This is a genomic window from Vibrio sp. 1641 (assembly GCF_033339995.1).
In the GTDB taxonomy this organism is placed as follows: Bacteria; Pseudomonadota; Gammaproteobacteria; order Enterobacterales; family Vibrionaceae; genus Vibrio; species Vibrio alginolyticus.
The window spans coordinates 588,511-605,574 of sequence record NZ_JAWOVP010000002.1; the positions used below are offsets into that span (position 1 = coordinate 588,511).

Here is a 17,064-nt window from a genome sequence, read left to right on the forward strand (position 1 = left end):
ATTTACTTTAAGAAAAATTCGTGGTTGCTGATAAAATCAGCAGGGATGTCATTGACTTATATTAAAGCTGCCAGGTCATGTATTGAGGATTGTAAAGCCAGCTTCAAATAACCTCAGCTTTAGGTTATTAAATCGACAGTAATGTGAATTTTATTAAAGAATAGAAGAAGAAGCTTACTTAGGAGCTCGCCGTTGCTACAATTTAGCGCCTTAAAATGATATAAATCGACAACTTCTAAACTAAAAGGCGCACGTTTCATGCAGCTTACTGCCACTAGCAAAGCACAGTTTTTTATTCAAAATGAGTACCATCACGTCGAAATAAAAGAGAACAGTGTTTTATTAAGCTCGATAGGCAGTGAAGAACATATTCCTTTTACGATCTGGAATGGCAAAGTTAGCGTAAAGCGTGGGTTATTATGGAGCTCTTTACAGTTTTTTGCTCATGAACACGAAGGCAAACAACAAAGCTGGCTAGTCCAAGGTTTACCGTGGCCACAATGCCGAAAGTTCGCGCTTGAGGCCGTTCGTCAATATCAAGAGTGGCACAACACTCAGTGCCGAAAACTGGCTGAGTATCTACCTAAGTGGGAAGAAGAGCTTTACAAACTAAAGCACTTGCCTGCTTACTTATCGCATTCTCAAGTGGTCTCCTGGGTTGAAAGTCTTAACCAAGAGTTAAGCGAGATGAAAACCACCCTAGAAGAAGCCAAAATGCGAATGCCGAATCGTATGTCGCAAATAGAGCCTTGGCTCATTGATACCTCTGAGGCGCTTGGTGAGCGTAATCGCGATTGGCTAGAAGCAGAACGTCCAAATTGGGAAGTGCTGTTTAATCAAATTGAATCCTCTCCTTTGAATTTATCCCAGCAATATGCGGTATTACTCAACGACGACCACAACTTAGTTCTTGCTGGTGCCGGCTCGGGCAAAACCAGCGTTTTAACCGCACGAGTTGCCTATTTGTTGCAAAGCCATCAGGCTCAAGCAGAAGAGCTTCTCATGTTAGCGTTCGGTCGTGATGCGGCGACTGAAATGAAAGAACGCTTAGTAGATAAAGTGGGCATGGCGGCAGACGGTGTGCGCGTCAACACATTCCATCAGTTGGGCTTGTATATTCTTAAACAAGTCGAACAGCAACCTGTCGAAATTAGCCCTTTAGCGTTGGACGAAAATCAACGAACGGCATGGTGTGTAGACTGGTTGAAAAAACATTGGATGACACCCACCAACTTTAAACGTTGGCAAAAACATTTAGACAAATGGCCGATTGCGTACCTAAAAGGGGATGATGAGTTAGGAAGCCATTCAGAAAATCCAAAACTGATCGCTTGGCTAGATTCGCAGCTGTCTCATTTAGCGGCGGTAGGGTTGACCAAAAAGCAAGTACAAGAAAAGCTCGTAAACCACCAAGACTATACGCGTTTAAATAGTGAACTCGCCTTATGCTGGCCATGTTTTACAGCGTGGCAGAAAATGCTTAAAGAAAGCAACCAAGTGGATTTCCCAACCATGATCAGTCGTGCGACAGATTATGTGAATAAAGGAAAGTTTGTCTCGCCATGGCGCTTTATTATGGTCGATGAGTATCAAGATATCTCTCCAGACCGTCTGGCATTGATTGAAGCACTGTGTGAATCCACTCAGAAACAAGCAGGTGCGACGTTATTTGCTGTTGGCGACGATTGGCAAGCGATCTATCAGTTTGCAGGAGCGGATGTCGATCTTATCACTGGCTTTAAAGAACGCTTTGCTCACTCAACCGTTCATCACTTAGATACAACTTATCGTTTCAACAATCAGATTGGTGATGTAGCGAATACATTCGTGCAGCAAAACCCATCGCAGTTGCCGAAAACACTAAACAGCCACAAACAACGCAAGCAGAAGAGCGTACATACCGCGCCGAGCAATCAAGTGGAAAAGATCTTGGATCACTTGAATCAACAAGCCAAGCAAACCAAGTCAGTTTTATTGCTAGGACGTAACCATTATCACAAGCCCGATTTGTTCGACGATTGGTTGCGACGTTTCCCTAATCTCGATATTCGCTTTATGACTTGCCATGCGAGTAAAGGACGCGAAGCTGACTTTGTGATTATTCTTTCTGTGGATGAGGGGCAATTCCCCGCTAAGAAGAAGCAAATTCACATTGATGGTGCGTTGACGGAGTCCAAAGACAAATTCCCTTACGCAGAAGAGCGCAGGCTTTTTTACGTGGCGATTACACGTGCGAAAGAGAAGGTTTGGATCACGCATACTGGTGCGGGGTCTGCATTCGTTCAAGAGCTCGTTAATGGTGACTATCCCATCGTGACTTCCCGTTAAATGCAACGTTTAGAATGTTAAAAACAGCAAGGGCGATACTTGGTATCGCCCTTGCTTTATTTGGTTGGCATCAAAGCTTACATGCGTTCAGCAAGATAGGCTTCGTAATCCGGTACTTCGATGTCTACTTCTTGCTCAAGAAGAGGGGAGTTAAACAGGAACTTAGCGGTGGCTCGGTTCGTTGCTACAGGAATATTCCAAACACTAGCAATACGAAGAAGCGCTTTAACATCTGGGTCGTGAGGTACGGCATTCAGTGGATCCCAAAAGAAAACGAGAACGTCGATTTTGCCTTCTGAAATGAGAGCGCCTAGTTGTTGATCACCGCCCATCGGACCACTGATCATGCTCTTGATCGCAAGTCCAGTTTCTTTACTCAGCATGTGTCCTGTCGTGCCAGTTGCGTAAAGGAAGTGACTCTGTAGCTTTTCTTTGTTTTCTTTTACCCAGCGAAGTAGCTCAGGTTTGCAGTTGTCGTGAGCGACCAAAGCCACATGTTTATGGGTTGGCATGGTACGAATGGTTTTTTGCATCAAGATGTTTCCGTTTGTATGATTTTAAAATTGTTGTGACTCAATAGAACACGTTTTTGGTCTTTCAATCAACAGCCTTAACACGGAATGTCGGCCTATATTCTGACGGAGATAACGATTCTTCGATCGTGTCGTCATGAAGCGTCTTCGGAGTCAGTGGTTTGATGGTTGGTGAGGCATGTTTGTCATAAGCTTCACCTCTTAAGTAATGCGTTGCTTGCATCACGGAAAGCCGACCTTGCTGCACCATTTTATCTGTTGGTGCGAAGAGTACTTTGTTACGTAACAGGCCTCGATATACACCATGACTTAAGTACACAGAAACTAAACCGATCTCCTCAGCTTTGCCGGCACTGCGCAGCTCACTGATGGCCGCTTCAATCGCCACTGCACTGCCAACAATGTAATCTATATTTCCCATATCGATCACACGTTGAACTAGGTTACGTTGTAACTCCTTGTCGTTGTCTGCCCAAAATGAGTCAACAATGTTGATATCACTTCCTTGTATCGCTTCATAAAATCCGGCAGTAACGGGTTTCGTACCACCACGAGTTCGCGGCCCCAAAAGTAAGGCAATGTTGGTTTTTCCTGACCCCTTTGGATGGCGAGCTGCCAAATATTGACCCGCTTCGTATCCCATCCAATGCCAGTCAACACCGACAGTCCCTTTTAGCAACTCACTTTGTTCTTCATCCAAGTCGAGTTGGTTCACAGTAGCAAAAACGGGAGTATTCCCCACCCAATTTTTAAGTGAATGCTCGTAAGCCTGTGGGTCCACGGTCCCAAGGATAACCGCATCTGCTCCCCATTGGTTACACAGTGCGAGTTGTTGTTCTTGACGGGTTTTGTTTGGGTAGCCGCCCGCTTCAAGGACTCGTAGCTCGACACCTTCTCTTTTCGCTTCCGACACCATTCCATAGTTTACTGACAACCAGTATGAATCCTTTAGGTGAGGGTATATTGCACATATTTTCTCTGCGGCAACCGCTGGCAAAGAAGCAACGAGGGTTAAAGTGGCTGCAGAATGTTTGAAAAATGTGCGAAATGCGTGTTGATTTTTAACCATGAAATGAAGTTCGTTGGCATAGATTAAGTAAACACTGCAAAATATAACGTAATATGTCGCTGAACACGAACATTAAGGTCATGAAAATATGCTGCTAGCAACTGCAAGCATCGGTCGTAAACTTTTGTTGTCTTTCATTGCGATGGCAATACTGGTCATGTTATCGGCACTTATTGGTGTGTCTGGATTTTCTTTGGTTGCCAAAACCGAAAGAAATGTCGTGGATTCTGCGATTCCCGCCATGATTGAGGCGAGACAAGTCTCTGAGTTGAGTACTCGTATTATTTCGTCTGTACAAATGTTGTCGAACGCAAGAAACGAGCAGGAAAGAAAGGAGTCAGGGCGAGTGCTGTTCGAACAGCTCGAGTCTTTACTCACTCACATCAAGGAGCTCGGGAGTGAGTCGTTCGATTCTCAATTGTTAGAAGCTTTAGAGAATAACGTCCAGAACGTTATCGACAATTTGGCAGAACTCGGTGTTTCGGTTGAAAAAAAGCTGTGGCTTGCAAAAGAGATAGATACTCGTGTTGAAGAAATGCGTCTGCTCAGTGAAGAGCTAGAACAACTAACTCGTACGCAAGTTCAGAATACAAGCACCATTGCTGTTGCTAACGTCACGCATATTTATGACTTATTAGAATCGAATAAAAAATCGCAAGTTTATCAGGCGCTAGATGCACTGGTGGAGGTCGATCTTGATCTGACTGAGCGATTGCATGAACTGCACTTGTTGGCCTTTAAAATGTTGAATCAGATTGAAGAGGCTCGGACATTAACGAATATTGAGCGAATTCAACAGGTTCAAAGTGATTTCGATAGCAACCTCAAAATCATGCAACGCCGTGTACTCGCTGTGGAAGATCCTACGCGCTCTAAGCAAATGAGCCAACTGCTCATAGAGCTTGGTAAGCGTCAGGTCGTATTTTCTATACTGATGCAGCAATACGAGAATAACGAACAGTCACAACAACTGATGCAAAAGACATTAGAGTTGTTCTCAGAGCTTAATGGCACGGTCAACAAATTGGTTGATGATTCAAACAAAACCACTACCGTCGCTGTAGACCAATTGACCAGCACACTGAAATTCGCTCAGTGGTCTCTAACCGTTATTTCAATTGTTGGTTTGATTGTATTGGTGCTGATTTTATGGCGTGTGGTGTACCTTTCTGTTGTGAAGCGGTTAGCTGAATATTCCGCTGCGTTGCTGTCTGTGGCGCAGGGTAATTTAGCGGTTGAGTTGGAAGTGAAAGGCAAAGATGAGTTGGCGCATATGGGGCAAGCCATCATCACGGCTCGTAATACCGCGCAAGCACTAAAAGTGGTAGCAGAGGGTGAAGCTCAAGCCAAGCGAGAGCTTGAGGAGCATAAAGAGCATTTAGAAGAGCTCGTTGAGCAGCGCACTTCGCAGTTAAAACAAGCAAACCGCCGTTTGAATGAAGAGGTTTTGAATCACGCTAAAGCTCGCAAGCAAGCAGAGCAAGCGAGCCGAGCAAAATCGGCATTCTTGGCGACGATGAGCCATGAGATAAGAACGCCAATGAACGGAGTGTTGGGGACAGCACGCTTGTTGATTGACTCAGGCCTCAACCCAATTCAAAAGCGTTATGCGGAAATCATTAATCGTAGTGGTAAAACGTTGCTCGCGATCCTTAATGATGTACTGGATTACTCCAAGATTGAAGCGGGGCATTTAGAAATTCGTCACATGGGCTTTGATTTACACCAAATGGTGGAGGACACTTTCCAGTTAATGAACAGTCGAGCACAAGAGAAGAAGCTGCTGTTCTCCTACCATATTGAAAGTGATGTTAGTCGCTACTGGAAAGGGGATGTCACCAGAATCAGTCAGGTGCTGAACAATCTTGTTGGTAACGCGATTAAGTTCACTGACGAAGGAGAAATTGATATCTACGTTAGCCTGAACCCAGAGGACGAGTCGCAAGTCCTATTTGAAGTATCAGACACTGGAATAGGAATTGCCAAAAAATACCAGAGAACGTTGTTTGATGCCTTCACGCAAGCTGAAGGTGGGATGAGCCAAACTGGAGGCACGGGGCTTGGACTTGCTATCAGTAAGCGAATCATTGAAGCGATGGGCGGTGTTTTAGAAGTCGATTCCGAAGAGGGAAATGGTAGCCGATTCTGGTTCTCTATTCCGTTAGAGGAAAGCGAACCTGTTGAAACAGGAACCGTGGCAACCGCACGTTGCAAAGTGAAAGCAAAGGTCTTGCTGGTAGAAGATAATGAAGTCAACCGAGTGGTCGCGGAAGGTTTTCTAGAAAGCATGGGGCATCAAGTCGTGATGGCAGAAAACGGCTCACAAGCAGAGCAACTGATCAGCACACAAGATTTTGATATCGCTTTGGTCGACATCAACCTCCCTGATTGTGATGGAACTGAGTTGATCCAACGCTTAAAGCGGATTGAGTGTGATAAGCCGGCCAATAAAGCGCTTGCCGTCACGCCAATGATTGCAGTGTCTGCGCACGTTTTTGCGGAAGAAGTTGAGCGCTATCTAGCCGCTGGTTTTGACGGATACTTGCCTAAGCCATTGGCAAAAGAGGCACTCGCGGCATTGATTCAGGATGCGCTAGACGGAAAGCCGTTGTTGTTGCCACAAAATGCCGACTGTACCCCGTTTGATCAAATTTCGCCTCAAGAACAAGAGCTACAATTAAAGGTCGTTCAAGCACCTAAAACAAAGGAACCCGATGTGGTTATCATTAATCCGAGCGTGATTGAGTCCGATATGAAAATCTTGGGCAGAGATAAGATGTTGCACATTATTAATCTGTTTAGATCCACCAGCACTGATGTATTAAGCAAACTGCAAGCGTCTGCTGAGGACAATGATAGTAAAGAAGTAAAGAACCTTGCCCATAAATTAAAGGGCAGCGCGGGAAGTTTAGGACTAACTGCATTAATGAACGCTTGCCAAGCAATTGAAGCCGCGCCTCAACCTCTAGATACCTATAATGCGACTAAAGATGATTTAGTTTCTCAAGTGTCTGCATCAATTCAAGCTCTCGATGAGTTAATGGCGAAGTAATCCATCGAGCATTGAAAATAAAAAAACCTCCGGCTTTCCGGAGGTTTTTTCTATTCGGTCATGTCATCTTCCCACTCGAATCGAGTGTCTAGGGCATAAGGGTCATCATCAAAAGGATGTTCCACTTTGCCACGCAAGTATTCGAGTTGATGCTCAAGCATATTGACCGTTTCGTAGTCTCCCTCAGAACAAGCAACGTAAATCTGTTGTTCAAGAGCGGCAATGTTATCTCGGATACCCATGAGAACCCCCTTAAATCATCATCGATTCTCAAAACGATTATAGTCAAGTAATCCAAATTCGATCGGTTGTTTTGTACGGTACCAATTGTGTAAACGATCGCTAAATGACCAGAATTTTTCTGAGCTTCTACGAATCGCAAAATTATCCAATAACTTAACGTAATCGGACTCGTTTTGGATGGCACTAAATTGATCGACAAAATCTTTTACTTGGTTTTCGTTGATCGAGAAAAATGCCGCAGGGTAGCTTCCCACAACGCCGCGTACAATGGTCATATCATCGTTAGCAAAGTCACGGTTACTTTCTTCATCAAACAAGCTAGAGATGTTTGTGTGTGCATTGTTGTGAAGTAAGGTGAACAGTTCATCTTCCCCTGATTGACTTCTCACCATAAGCATAGTGATTTGCGGAACGGTTTTTAGGCCTTCACCACGAACTTGGTCAATACGTTTTAGTTGCTTTTCACTACTCGCAGAAAGAGCCGTGTTTTGAATTTCGTAGCGAGGCAGAAGCACATCTGAAACATGTTCGCTCAACAACTCCACCAACTCCGTTTTTGGATCGTCACTCTTATACTGAACGCTGGTTGGTTGGTTAAACGGCTTCACATTTCGTTGTAAAAAGTCACTCAACTGCGGGCTTTGATCTTTATACCAGCTAGATTGAAGTTCATGGCGCATATCGGCGGGTAACAACGAGATAAAGTTACTTTCGCCTTCTAGACGCAAGAAGTCCATAAACATTCGTGTCATGAGCTGGTGGCCGAAGTTACCGTAAACGTCAAACCCAGCAACAAGCAAATAGTGGATACGCTCTAGTAACGCGTAGTCAAGAATCCACACTGTTTTAGGCTGCTCACCAACTAACCCTTGAACAACAGAAGCACTATCAAAATGGCGGAATATCGTTAATGCCGCATTATGGTTGGTGCCATTACCATCCCAAATTACATCGGTGGATAGGTTTTCACCCTCTTTAAACCAGTTATTAGTGAACTCAGATTTAGCCTCTAGGTAGCGAGCTTGCTGGCGCGCGTACTTGACCCAGTTGGTAACAGGTAGCGTGTTACTTTCTTGTTCTGCCGGTAGTTTTAGGTTATCAGCCTGAGATCGGTAAAACTCATTTACTTCTGGGATGTCTGCTTTATCTGGATCAAGGAAAAACACCCAAAAGCGATCATTGATAACATTCAATGCCAGTTGGCCACGACAAACTGGGCCTTTGATGTATGCCATTATTGTATTTTGTGCATTATCTAGCATGAACTTAAAGCGCGACTTCACTGGAAGGTCGATGAATGATGTCATCGGGTTTGCAGCAACTTCTGGTTCATAACTCGGTAGCTGACTAACCATGTAATCAGCATCAATAAACCAAGTTTTCCAGTTCTCTATGCGTTGCTTGTTTAACGCGAATGGCATGTGAGTTTTATCTACTATGGTCCCTTGCTCTGGAATAATTCGATAAAACACGCGTTCAACCCCTGGATCATCATACGGGCGACGCGTTGAAATACGTTTTACGGGCTGTCCTGGTGGTGTAGCAGAGCGGACGAGCGTGAAGAATCGGGGATCTTCATCGAGTTCCGAAAAGTAGAGATGAGATAAAAACAAATGCTCATATATATACCTAGCCATCAGCTGATTTTTCAAATCAGAGTGGTTAAGTAATGCTTCGTACTTATCTATTTGCGCTTGCTCATTCTCACTAACAGGTTGGTGAACGTTCATTATTGCGCCGTTTTCCAACCAAGTCATGAGTGTGTGGTATTCACTGTTTGATAGATTTGGCATACCAAAAGGCATGCCCCAGGTTGGGTTATCCTTTTCGTATTGCTCGTATTCTTCAATCGTTGGACAGGTTTGCTCTCGGTCTATCGAAAAGTCAAAGCCTTCTAACTGGACTTGGTCAGGCAATGGGTGGCGCTCTTTTTGCTGTAGCAAACGTGCGATAAGGCCTGCGTCAATGTTGGCTGCCATGCTTTGATCACGTTCGTTGAGAACCGGATGAAAACCCGCATCGCGCCACTCTTGGGTTGTTTCTGCATCTTCGAATAAGCGTGTTGGTGCTGCGGCTGTGAGTCTTGTTCCTTCATATACCAGTGCTTTACTCGCACCACGGTCAATGCCCTCAACAGAAGAGAGCTTAAGCTGACATGGTGCATCGTAGCACGCGTGGCAGACGACACAGCGGTTATCCATAATGGGTTTAACTTCGCTTTGGAAGAAGTTTGCTTGAGGGGTTTCCACGTCAACAGTGCGTTCACGCACGAGCTGTGGACCAAACAGTTGATCATAGTTAAGACCAGCATAGGTTGCACAGCCGGCAAACAAAGTAGCAATGCAAAGTGTAAAAATTAAGCGCAAATTCATTGAGTTATTTTACGTGATTAGAATTTGCATTAATTAAAGCAAAATAAGCGGTCAATTACCAAAAGTTGGGTCAATTAGCGTTAATTTTTCTGTTGATTGTCTGAGCGCTTGAAAATGTAGCCCTGGCGGTGGACTGTCTGAATTCTGTCTGTCGGAACGCCTTCGTGAACTAGACGCTTTCTCATTCTGCTCATGTGCATATCGAGTGCTCGATCATGTTCAGTAAATTCACGTTTTAGTACTGTTTCGTAAAGAAAAGGCTTACTAAGTACTTGATCTTGATGGTGAGTGAGAGTTTGCAGCAGCTTAAATTGAATGCTTGTTAACTGAACAGATTTCTTGTTTGGCAAGTAATTGAGTACCACAGAGTGAGTGCGCTTATCTAGTAATAGCTCCTCATCATTATGGTGAACGCCGTTGTGTTGGCATTGGTAAGTTTTTCCATTTGAAACCTTGGAGTCAAGCACGCGGGCACCTTAATTATTAATGGTAGTAAAACGTATTATCATTAATATTTATATAAAAGCAATCAGGTACTTTATGGGCACTGTGATATGCGTAGACAATCTTAATATTTGAGATTAACAGTAGTGATGAATGGTGCGATGGCGCTCTGAACTAAAGTGCTATTGGAGTGCGTATTAGCTACAAACAACGGTGTAATGTTAGGCAAAGATAGAAAGAATTCTCATTTAGTAAATTCGCTTATCCGCTATTTGTGAACTATACATTCTGTTGCAGGAAGCACTTTTCTAATACACACAGAGGTTTATATGACAGCGAAATATGGCGTTAAACGCCGATTAGCGATTCTTGCCGCCGCTTTAATCGGTGCGACAAGTAGCAGTATCGCAGCAGAGAAACCAAATATTCTCGTCATTTGGGGTGATGATATTGGCCAGTCCAATCTCAGTGCTTACGCGTTTGGCTTGATGGGGTACAAAACACCAAATATAGACAGTATCGCCAAAGAAGGCATGATGTTCACTGACTATTACGGTGAGCAATCTTGTACAGCGGGCCGTTCTACTTTCATTACGGGCCAAACCGTTCTTAGAACAGGTTTGAGTAAAGTGGGGCTTCCAGGTGCTGATCTTGGCTTGAAGGAAGAGGACGCAACCATTGCCGAAATGCTGAAGCCGATGGGCTATATGACAGGGCAATTTGGTAAAAACCACTTAGGTGATAAAGATGAGCACCTTCCTACTAATCACGGCTTCGATGAATTTTTTGGCAACCTTTATCACTTGAACGCCGAGGAGGAGCCAGAAAACGTCGATTATCCTAAAGATCCTGAGTTTCGTAAAAAGTTCGGTCCGCGCGGCGTTATCCGTTCGTACGCTGATGGCAAAATTGAGGATACAGGACCTCTAACCCGCAAGCGCATGGAAACCGTGGATGAAGAGACGTTAGATGCGGCACTCGACTTTATGGATCGTGCAGTCAAGGCTGAAAAACCTTTCTTTGTCTGGTGGAACGCAACTCGTATGCACTTCCGTACTCATGTGAAAGAAGAGAACTCTGGAAAAACAGGTATAAGCGAGTATGCAGATGGTATGGTCGAGCATGATAACCATGTAGGTCAGCTACTGAAAAAAGTGGATGATTTGGGTATTAAAGACAACACAATCGTCTTTTACTCCACCGATAATGGCCCACACATGAACTCGTGGCCAGATGCAGGTACAACGCCATTCCGTGGAGAGAAAAATACCAACTGGGAAGGTGCGTACCGAGTTCCTGCGATGGTACGTTGGCCGGGTAAAATTAAAGCTGGCTCTGTTTCGAATGATATCATGCATCACATGGACTGGATGCCAACGTTCGTTGCTGCCGCGGGTGATGACAATATCAAAGAGAAATTGCTCAAAGGTTATAGTGCGAATGGTAAGAAATTCAAAGTTCACCTAGACGGCTATAACTTCCTACCATATTTGACTGGTAAAGAGGATAAGGCCCCACGTGAAGAAATTTTTTACTTCTCAGATGATGGAGACTTAACTGCACTTCGTTATAACAAATGGAAGCTGGTCTTTATGGAGCAACGAGCAAAAGGCACGTTGCGTATTTGGGCTGAACCATTCACCACACTTCGTGTTCCTAAGATCTTCAACTTGCGTATGGATCCTTACGAAGTGGCTGATATCACTTCTAACACTTACTATGATTGGATGCTAGACCGTGCTTACATGCTTGTTCCTGCGCAAGCTTACGTTGGCAGATTCCTTGAAACGTTTAAAGAGTTCCCACCAAGGCAAAAAGCAGCAAGCTTCTCGCTCGATCAAGTGATGGAGAAACTAAAAGAGAACCCAAATAAGTAAGAAAAGCTAAGTGAAGTATCACATATAGAAAGAGGCTCATTAACGTGAGCCTCTTTTTTATCTGTAAAATTCTATCTATTCAGGTTTGTAGAAAGCTTGATGACGAAAACGCCTAACGCTTCAATTGACAAGAGTTATAAACAAATTGGTTCGTAGTGGGCTGCCGTTAAGTTGGCTTTGATTTTTTCACGTAGAGCGATGTGGGCTGGGTTGTTTACCTCTCGCTTATGGTAGACGAACTTGTAAGGGATAGAGCGTATCGAAATGGGGCAGGGCAAAATTTGAAGTTTGAGCGCTTTGCTCCACTTGTTTGCAAAAGATTGAGACACGATCCCTAAACTGTCTCTTTGGGCGACATACAGCGCCATGCCCGCTAGCGAAGATGTGATCAAGTCGACTTTTCTTTCTTGAATTGTTTCCTTTGCTAGTTGCTCGAACCCCGACATGTTGTTCCATTTTCCTGAAAATAAACAGTGAGTTTCCTCATAAAATTGCTCTTTTGTGAGCGTGCCGTGTACACGGGGATGGTTCTCACGACAGATAACCACGGCTTCTTCCTCATAGGCATCTTCAATAATAAACGCTGCATCTTTCGTGATCACCGTATCGATTACTAGATCGACTTTTTGTTGTCTTAACAGCTCAAATAATAGGAATTTTTCGGGTGGTGATTCATAAAAAATAGTGTTCTTTATCGGGTCCATAATGTGCAACAAAATTTCCGAACAACACACTTCAAAATGATTTTTATCAGATATCGCATTGTCAATAATATTAACCGCTTGCTGGAATTGCGGCAGTAATTGATAAGCGGTGGAGGTTAGTGCGATCCCTCGTCCTTTTTTAACGAATAATTGCTTATCTACGACTTGCTCTAAACGCTTTATTGCAGCGCTCACAGCAGGTTGTGTAAGCCCTAATTGTTCCGCGGCTTTTGTATAAGATTGAAACTCCGCAACAACAAGAAAAGTTTGGATCAAATTCAAGTCCATAACGTCACTCATAAATTTAATTTATAGGTTAACTAATTTTGACTGCATTTATCGCCTTAAATTAGTGCTTTATCTTATATCAACAATGGTATTGAAAAGCGAATACCATTTTTTACGCACTAGCGAACTCTTGGAGATAATATGAAAAATGCGACCAAAACGAGCAGTAAAAAACTCGTACTTAACGCATGTACGTTAGCTTTGGGCGCTGCATCTGCAGTTGCACATGCAGCAGACAAACCCAACATTCTTGTCATCTTTGGTGATGATGTTGGTTACTGGAACCTTAGTACCTACAACCAAGGCATGATGGCGTACAACACGCCAAACATCGATAGCATTGCTAAAGAGGGTGCGAAGTTCACTAACTTCTACGCACAGCAAAGCTCGACAGCAGGCCGTTCTGCATTCATCACTGGTCAAATGCCAAAACGTACAGGTCTATCAAAAGTGGGCTTACCAGGCGCTCCGGAAGGTATCTCGGAAAAAGATCCGACGATTGCAACCGTGCTTAAGCAAATGGGTTACGCAACCGGACAATTTGGTAAGAACCATTTAGGTGACCGAGACGAGCATCTTCCTACCAACCACGGTTTTGATGAATTCTTCGGCAACCTATACCACTTGAACGCAGAAGAAGAGCCAGAGAACGTGGATTACCCTAAAGACCCGGAGTTCAAGAAGAAATTTGGCCCTCGTGGCGTTATCCATTCTTACGCTGACGGCAAAATCGAAGATACCGGTCCACTAACGCGTAAGCGTATGGAAAATGTTGATGGTGAGTTTCTTGATGCCGCAGAGAGCTTCATAGAAAAGCAAGTAAAAGCGGACAAGCCGTTCTTTACTTGGTTTAACACCACTCGCATGCACAACTTCACACATGTTCCTGAAGAATACCAAGGTAAAACAGGTGCCGGTTTCTACGCGGATGGTGTTAAGCAGCACGATGACCAAATCGGTCAGCTACTTAACAAGATCAAAGAGTTAGGTGTGGATGACAGTACAATCATTGTTTACACCACTGACAACGGCCCTATGGTTGATTTGTGGCCGGATGCAGGGATGACACCGTTCCGCTCAGAGAAAAACACTGGCTGGGAAGGGAGTTTCCGTGTGCCAATGTTGATTAAATGGCCTGGAAAAATTGAGGCAGGTAAAACATTCAACGGCATGATGTCATTAGAGGACTTTTTCCCGACACTAGTTGCTGCGGCAGGTGATACCAAAGTTAAAGACGAACTGCTAAAAGGCAAAAAAGTTGGCGATATGGACTACAAAGTTCACCTAGACGGTTACAACCAACTGCCATATTTAACGGGTAAGTCAGACAAATCCGCACGAAATGAGTTCGTTTACTGGAGCGACGACGGCGATCTTGTGGCATTGCGCCAAGGAAAGTACAAGTTCCACTTTATGATTCAAGAGAATGAAACGGGTATGGATGTATGGCGTAAGCCGTTCACTAAACTTCGTGTGCCACTGATCTTTGACTTGAGCATTGATCCATTTGAACGAGGCGATCAAGGCATGGGTTATTCTCGTTGGATGTACGAGCGTTCATTCTTAATGATGCCAGCAATGGATACAGTGAAAGAGGTGATGGGTACATTCAAAGAATTCCCGCCTCGTATGGAAGCAGGTTCGTTCGTACCTAAGTCTTCTAAGTAAATTAAGATTATATAGCGCTTTTTGGAGCGCTATATACCCAAATAGCTTCACTTTTGCTGTACAGCGCTCACGAGGTTATTTGGGTATATGTAATAGTGAGAAACGTATGAGTAAGATTTCCCCTCGCCATTCTACTACTATGCCTATTGTTCCTCTTAAAACGGCGTCTAAAGCGCCGGTTCTGGGCGCGTATGACCGTCGATTCCATGTGATGGCAAAGCCAGGCGGAGCAAAGTGCAACATCGATTGTCAGTACTGCTTTTATCTGCATAAAGAAAATCTACTGCACCAAGAAAAGCAGCCAAAAATGGACGACGCAACACTGGAAGCGTTCGTGAAAAGCTATATCGAAAGTCAGGATGGCGAAGAAATTGTATTCTCATGGCAGGGCGGGGAGCCGACGCTGCTTGGGTTGGACTATTTCCGCAATGTCGTAGCTTTGCAAAAGAAACATCAGCCGAAAGGCGTTCGCATTGAAAACGATCTTCAGACCAACGGCATTTTGCTAAACGATGAGTGGTGTGCGTTTTTAAAAGAGCACAACTTCCTAGTTGGCTTGTCGATTGATGGACCACGAGAGCTGCACGACAAATATCGCAAAACCCGCAGCGGTAAGCCAACGTTTGATCTCGTGATGAAAGCGGTAGATAAGCTCAAAGCGCATGGCGTGAAATTCAACGCGTTGGTCACGGTGAATCGTCACAATGCGAAATACCCGCTCGAAGTATATCGATTTTTAACCCAAGAATTGGGTGTGACTTATATTCAGTTTGCGCCGGTGGTAGAAGCCAACAACTTCCAAACAACCGCGCCGCAGTTTTGGAACGAACAGATGATCCCAACCAAAGGCAGTGATCTGGCTAAACCGGGGCATCCAATGTCGATTGTAACGGATTGGTCAGTCGATCCTGAAGACTGGGGACGCTTTTTAATGGCGACCTTTGAAGAGTGGGTGAATAACGATCTTGGCCGTGTGTTGGTTAATCTGTTTGAAACCGCGGTGGCGCAAGTAATGGGGAAACCGTCTCAGCTTTGCATGACGGCGGAGTTTTGTGGCAAAGGGTTGGCGATTGAGCACAATGGCGACGTGTTCAGTTGCGACCACTATGTGTATCCAGAATACAAACTCGCCAACATTCATGAACACTCACTGAATGAAATGGCCTTCTCTACAAGACAATATACTTTTGGCATGGCAAAACGCGATTCATTGCCGACGTATTGTAAGCAATGCCCTTACTTGCCTTATTGTTGGGGTGAGTGCCCCAAAAACCGTTTGATCAAAACGCCGAATGGTGAGAGTGGTCTAAACTATTTGTGTTCGGGAATCAAAATGTTCTTTGATTATGCGTTACCGATGTTGGTTGGTCTTGCACAACTTCTCCAATCTCAAGAACCGCAAAGATAACATAGTGAATATAACCTTAAGTTATTTCATTTGTTCTTATACTTAACTATCGAAAAGACGGCTTAAACCATTGAAAAGGTATCCTATGAACCACGCACAACAAGCGATAAAAGAACTCATCGAACAAACAGAAAAAAGCGTCATTGGACAAAGCCACGTGGTTCGAGCTTTAGTCATTGGGTTATTAACAAATGGGCATATTCTGCTAGAAGGTTTACCGGGAACGGCAAAAACACGTTCCGTAAAATCGTTGGCGAACTTGTTAAACACCAGTTTTGGTCGAATCCAGTTTACACCGGATCTTTTACCATCTGACGTGACGGGTACTGAGGTTTATCAAGAGCTGGATGGTAAGCCGCAACTCCATTTTCAGCCAGGGCCAATTTTTAACAGCATTGTACTTGCTGATGAGGTCAACCGTGCACCAGCCAAAGTACAAGCGGCACTGCTTGAAGCCATGGCCGAAGGCACAATCACGGTAGGCGATAAAACTCACGTATTGCCAGACTTATTTATGGTGCTTGCAACGCAAAACCCAGTAGAGCAAGAGGGCACGTACCCACTGCCAGAAGCGCAAATGGACCGCTTTATAATGAAGGTTACCGTCGATTATCCAGAAGATGACGCCGAACGTGACATCATTCGTTTGGTGCGCAGTGAAGAATTGGGTGCGGAAACCAGCAGCGAAATTGTTACGCCAAAACACATCGAGCCAGACGTGGTGCTAGAAGCGCGTCGTCAGTTACCAAACATCGTGGTATCAGACCTAGTGGAAAACTACATCGTTGCGTTAGTGATGGCGACTCGTAAGCCAGAGCGTTATGCCGATTCAAACTTAGCAAAATGGATTGAGATTGGCTCTAGTCCTCGTGCTTCCATCGCACTCGACAAATGCGCTCGTGCGTATGCGTGGATGCAAGGACGTGACCATGTGACTCCTGACGATGTGCGTGCCATGGTTCCGTCTGTATTGGGCCACCGTTTTTCTTTGACCTACGATGCACTAGCAGACGGAGTCGATCACCAACGAGTCGTACAAGAGCTGCTAGATTGTGTAGAAATTGGGTAAGTGGGAGGC

12 protein-coding genes are annotated in these 17,064 nt (G+C 44.5%); 6 read left to right on the forward strand and 6 right to left on the reverse strand.

Going from position 1 to position 17,064, the window contains the following annotated elements; translation table 11 throughout:
• Nucleotides 1-258: 258 nt before the first annotated feature.
• Nucleotides 259-2,328, forward strand: coding sequence for a DNA helicase IV (gene helD / locus R7Z47_RS06530; protein ID WP_005376572.1), 2,070 nt, complete (start codon nt 259-261; stop codon nt 2,326-2,328).
• A 77-nt stretch (nt 2,329-2,405) separates the two neighbouring features.
• Here the strand turns inward: helD and R7Z47_RS06535 are convergent, their stop codons facing one another.
• Both R7Z47_RS06535 and torT read right to left on the reverse strand, forming a co-directional pair.
• Nucleotides 2,406-2,861, reverse strand: coding sequence for a methylglyoxal synthase (locus R7Z47_RS06535; RefSeq protein ID WP_005376571.1), 456 nt, complete (start codon nt 2,859-2,861; stop codon nt 2,406-2,408).
• A 64-nt stretch (nt 2,862-2,925) separates the two neighbouring features.
• On the reverse strand, nt 2,926-3,975 hold the full coding sequence (gene torT, locus R7Z47_RS06540) for a TMAO reductase system periplasmic protein TorT (protein ID WP_080960073.1): 1,050 nt from the start codon (nt 3,973-3,975) through the stop codon (nt 2,926-2,928).
• 43 nt (nt 3,976-4,018) lie between these two features.
• Between torT and torS the strand changes: the two genes are divergently transcribed.
• Nucleotides 4,019-6,982 (forward strand): TMAO reductase system sensor histidine kinase/response regulator TorS, encoded by a 2,964-nt coding sequence (gene torS / locus R7Z47_RS06545; RefSeq protein ID WP_167416079.1) that lies wholly within the window; start codon nt 4,019-4,021, stop codon nt 6,980-6,982.
• A 50-nt stretch (nt 6,983-7,032) separates the two neighbouring features.
• Here torS and R7Z47_RS06550 read toward each other — a convergent pair whose 3' ends face one another.
• From R7Z47_RS06550 to R7Z47_RS06560, 3 genes are all read right to left on the reverse strand, one after another.
• Nucleotides 7,033-7,224: a hypothetical protein gene (locus R7Z47_RS06550; RefSeq protein ID WP_005376565.1), complete on the reverse strand. Its 192-nt coding sequence runs from the start codon at nt 7,222-7,224 to the stop codon at nt 7,033-7,035.
• An 18-nt stretch (nt 7,225-7,242) separates the two neighbouring features.
• Nucleotides 7,243-9,597, reverse strand: coding sequence for a fatty acid cis/trans isomerase (locus tag R7Z47_RS06555; protein WP_262606767.1), 2,355 nt, complete (start codon nt 9,595-9,597; stop codon nt 7,243-7,245).
• Nucleotides 9,598-9,677: 80 nt separating this feature from the next.
• Complete coding sequence (locus tag R7Z47_RS06560; protein ID WP_053349174.1) at nt 9,678-10,064, reverse strand: winged helix-turn-helix domain-containing protein; 387 nt, start codon at nt 10,062-10,064, stop codon at nt 9,678-9,680.
• A 306-nt stretch (nt 10,065-10,370) separates the two neighbouring features.
• Here R7Z47_RS06560 and R7Z47_RS06565 point away from each other — a divergent pair, with 306 nt between their 5' ends.
• On the forward strand, nt 10,371-11,918 hold the full coding sequence (locus R7Z47_RS06565) for an arylsulfatase (RefSeq protein ID WP_318129905.1): 1,548 nt from the start codon (nt 10,371-10,373) through the stop codon (nt 11,916-11,918).
• Nucleotides 11,919-12,052: 134 nt separating this feature from the next.
• On the opposite strand, the gene R7Z47_RS06570 is transcribed toward R7Z47_RS06565, so the two are convergent.
• Entirely contained in the window at nt 12,053-12,910 is an 858-nt protein-coding gene (locus R7Z47_RS06570) for a LysR family transcriptional regulator (RefSeq protein ID WP_025767859.1), read from the reverse strand.
• Between the two features lie 141 nt (nt 12,911-13,051).
• Here R7Z47_RS06570 and R7Z47_RS06575 point away from each other — a divergent pair, with 141 nt between their 5' ends.
• The 3 genes from R7Z47_RS06575 to R7Z47_RS06585 all read left to right on the forward strand — a co-directional run bounded on the left by R7Z47_RS06575 (nt 13,052) and on the right by R7Z47_RS06585 (nt 17,055).
• A complete protein-coding gene (locus tag R7Z47_RS06575) occupies nt 13,052-14,578 on the forward strand; it encodes an arylsulfatase (protein WP_213971545.1) in 1,527 nt (508 codons plus the stop codon).
• Between the two features lie 106 nt (nt 14,579-14,684).
• Nucleotides 14,685-15,986 carry an anaerobic sulfatase maturase gene (locus tag R7Z47_RS06580; protein WP_213971544.1) on the forward strand — a complete coding sequence of 434 codons (1,302 nt, stop codon included), beginning with the start codon at nt 14,685-14,687 and terminating at the stop codon, nt 15,984-15,986.
• 85 nt (nt 15,987-16,071) lie between these two features.
• On the forward strand, nt 16,072-17,055 hold the full coding sequence (locus R7Z47_RS06585; RefSeq protein WP_021485244.1) for an AAA family ATPase: 984 nt from the start codon (nt 16,072-16,074) through the stop codon (nt 17,053-17,055).
• The last annotated feature ends 9 nt before the right edge of the window (nt 17,056-17,064 follow it).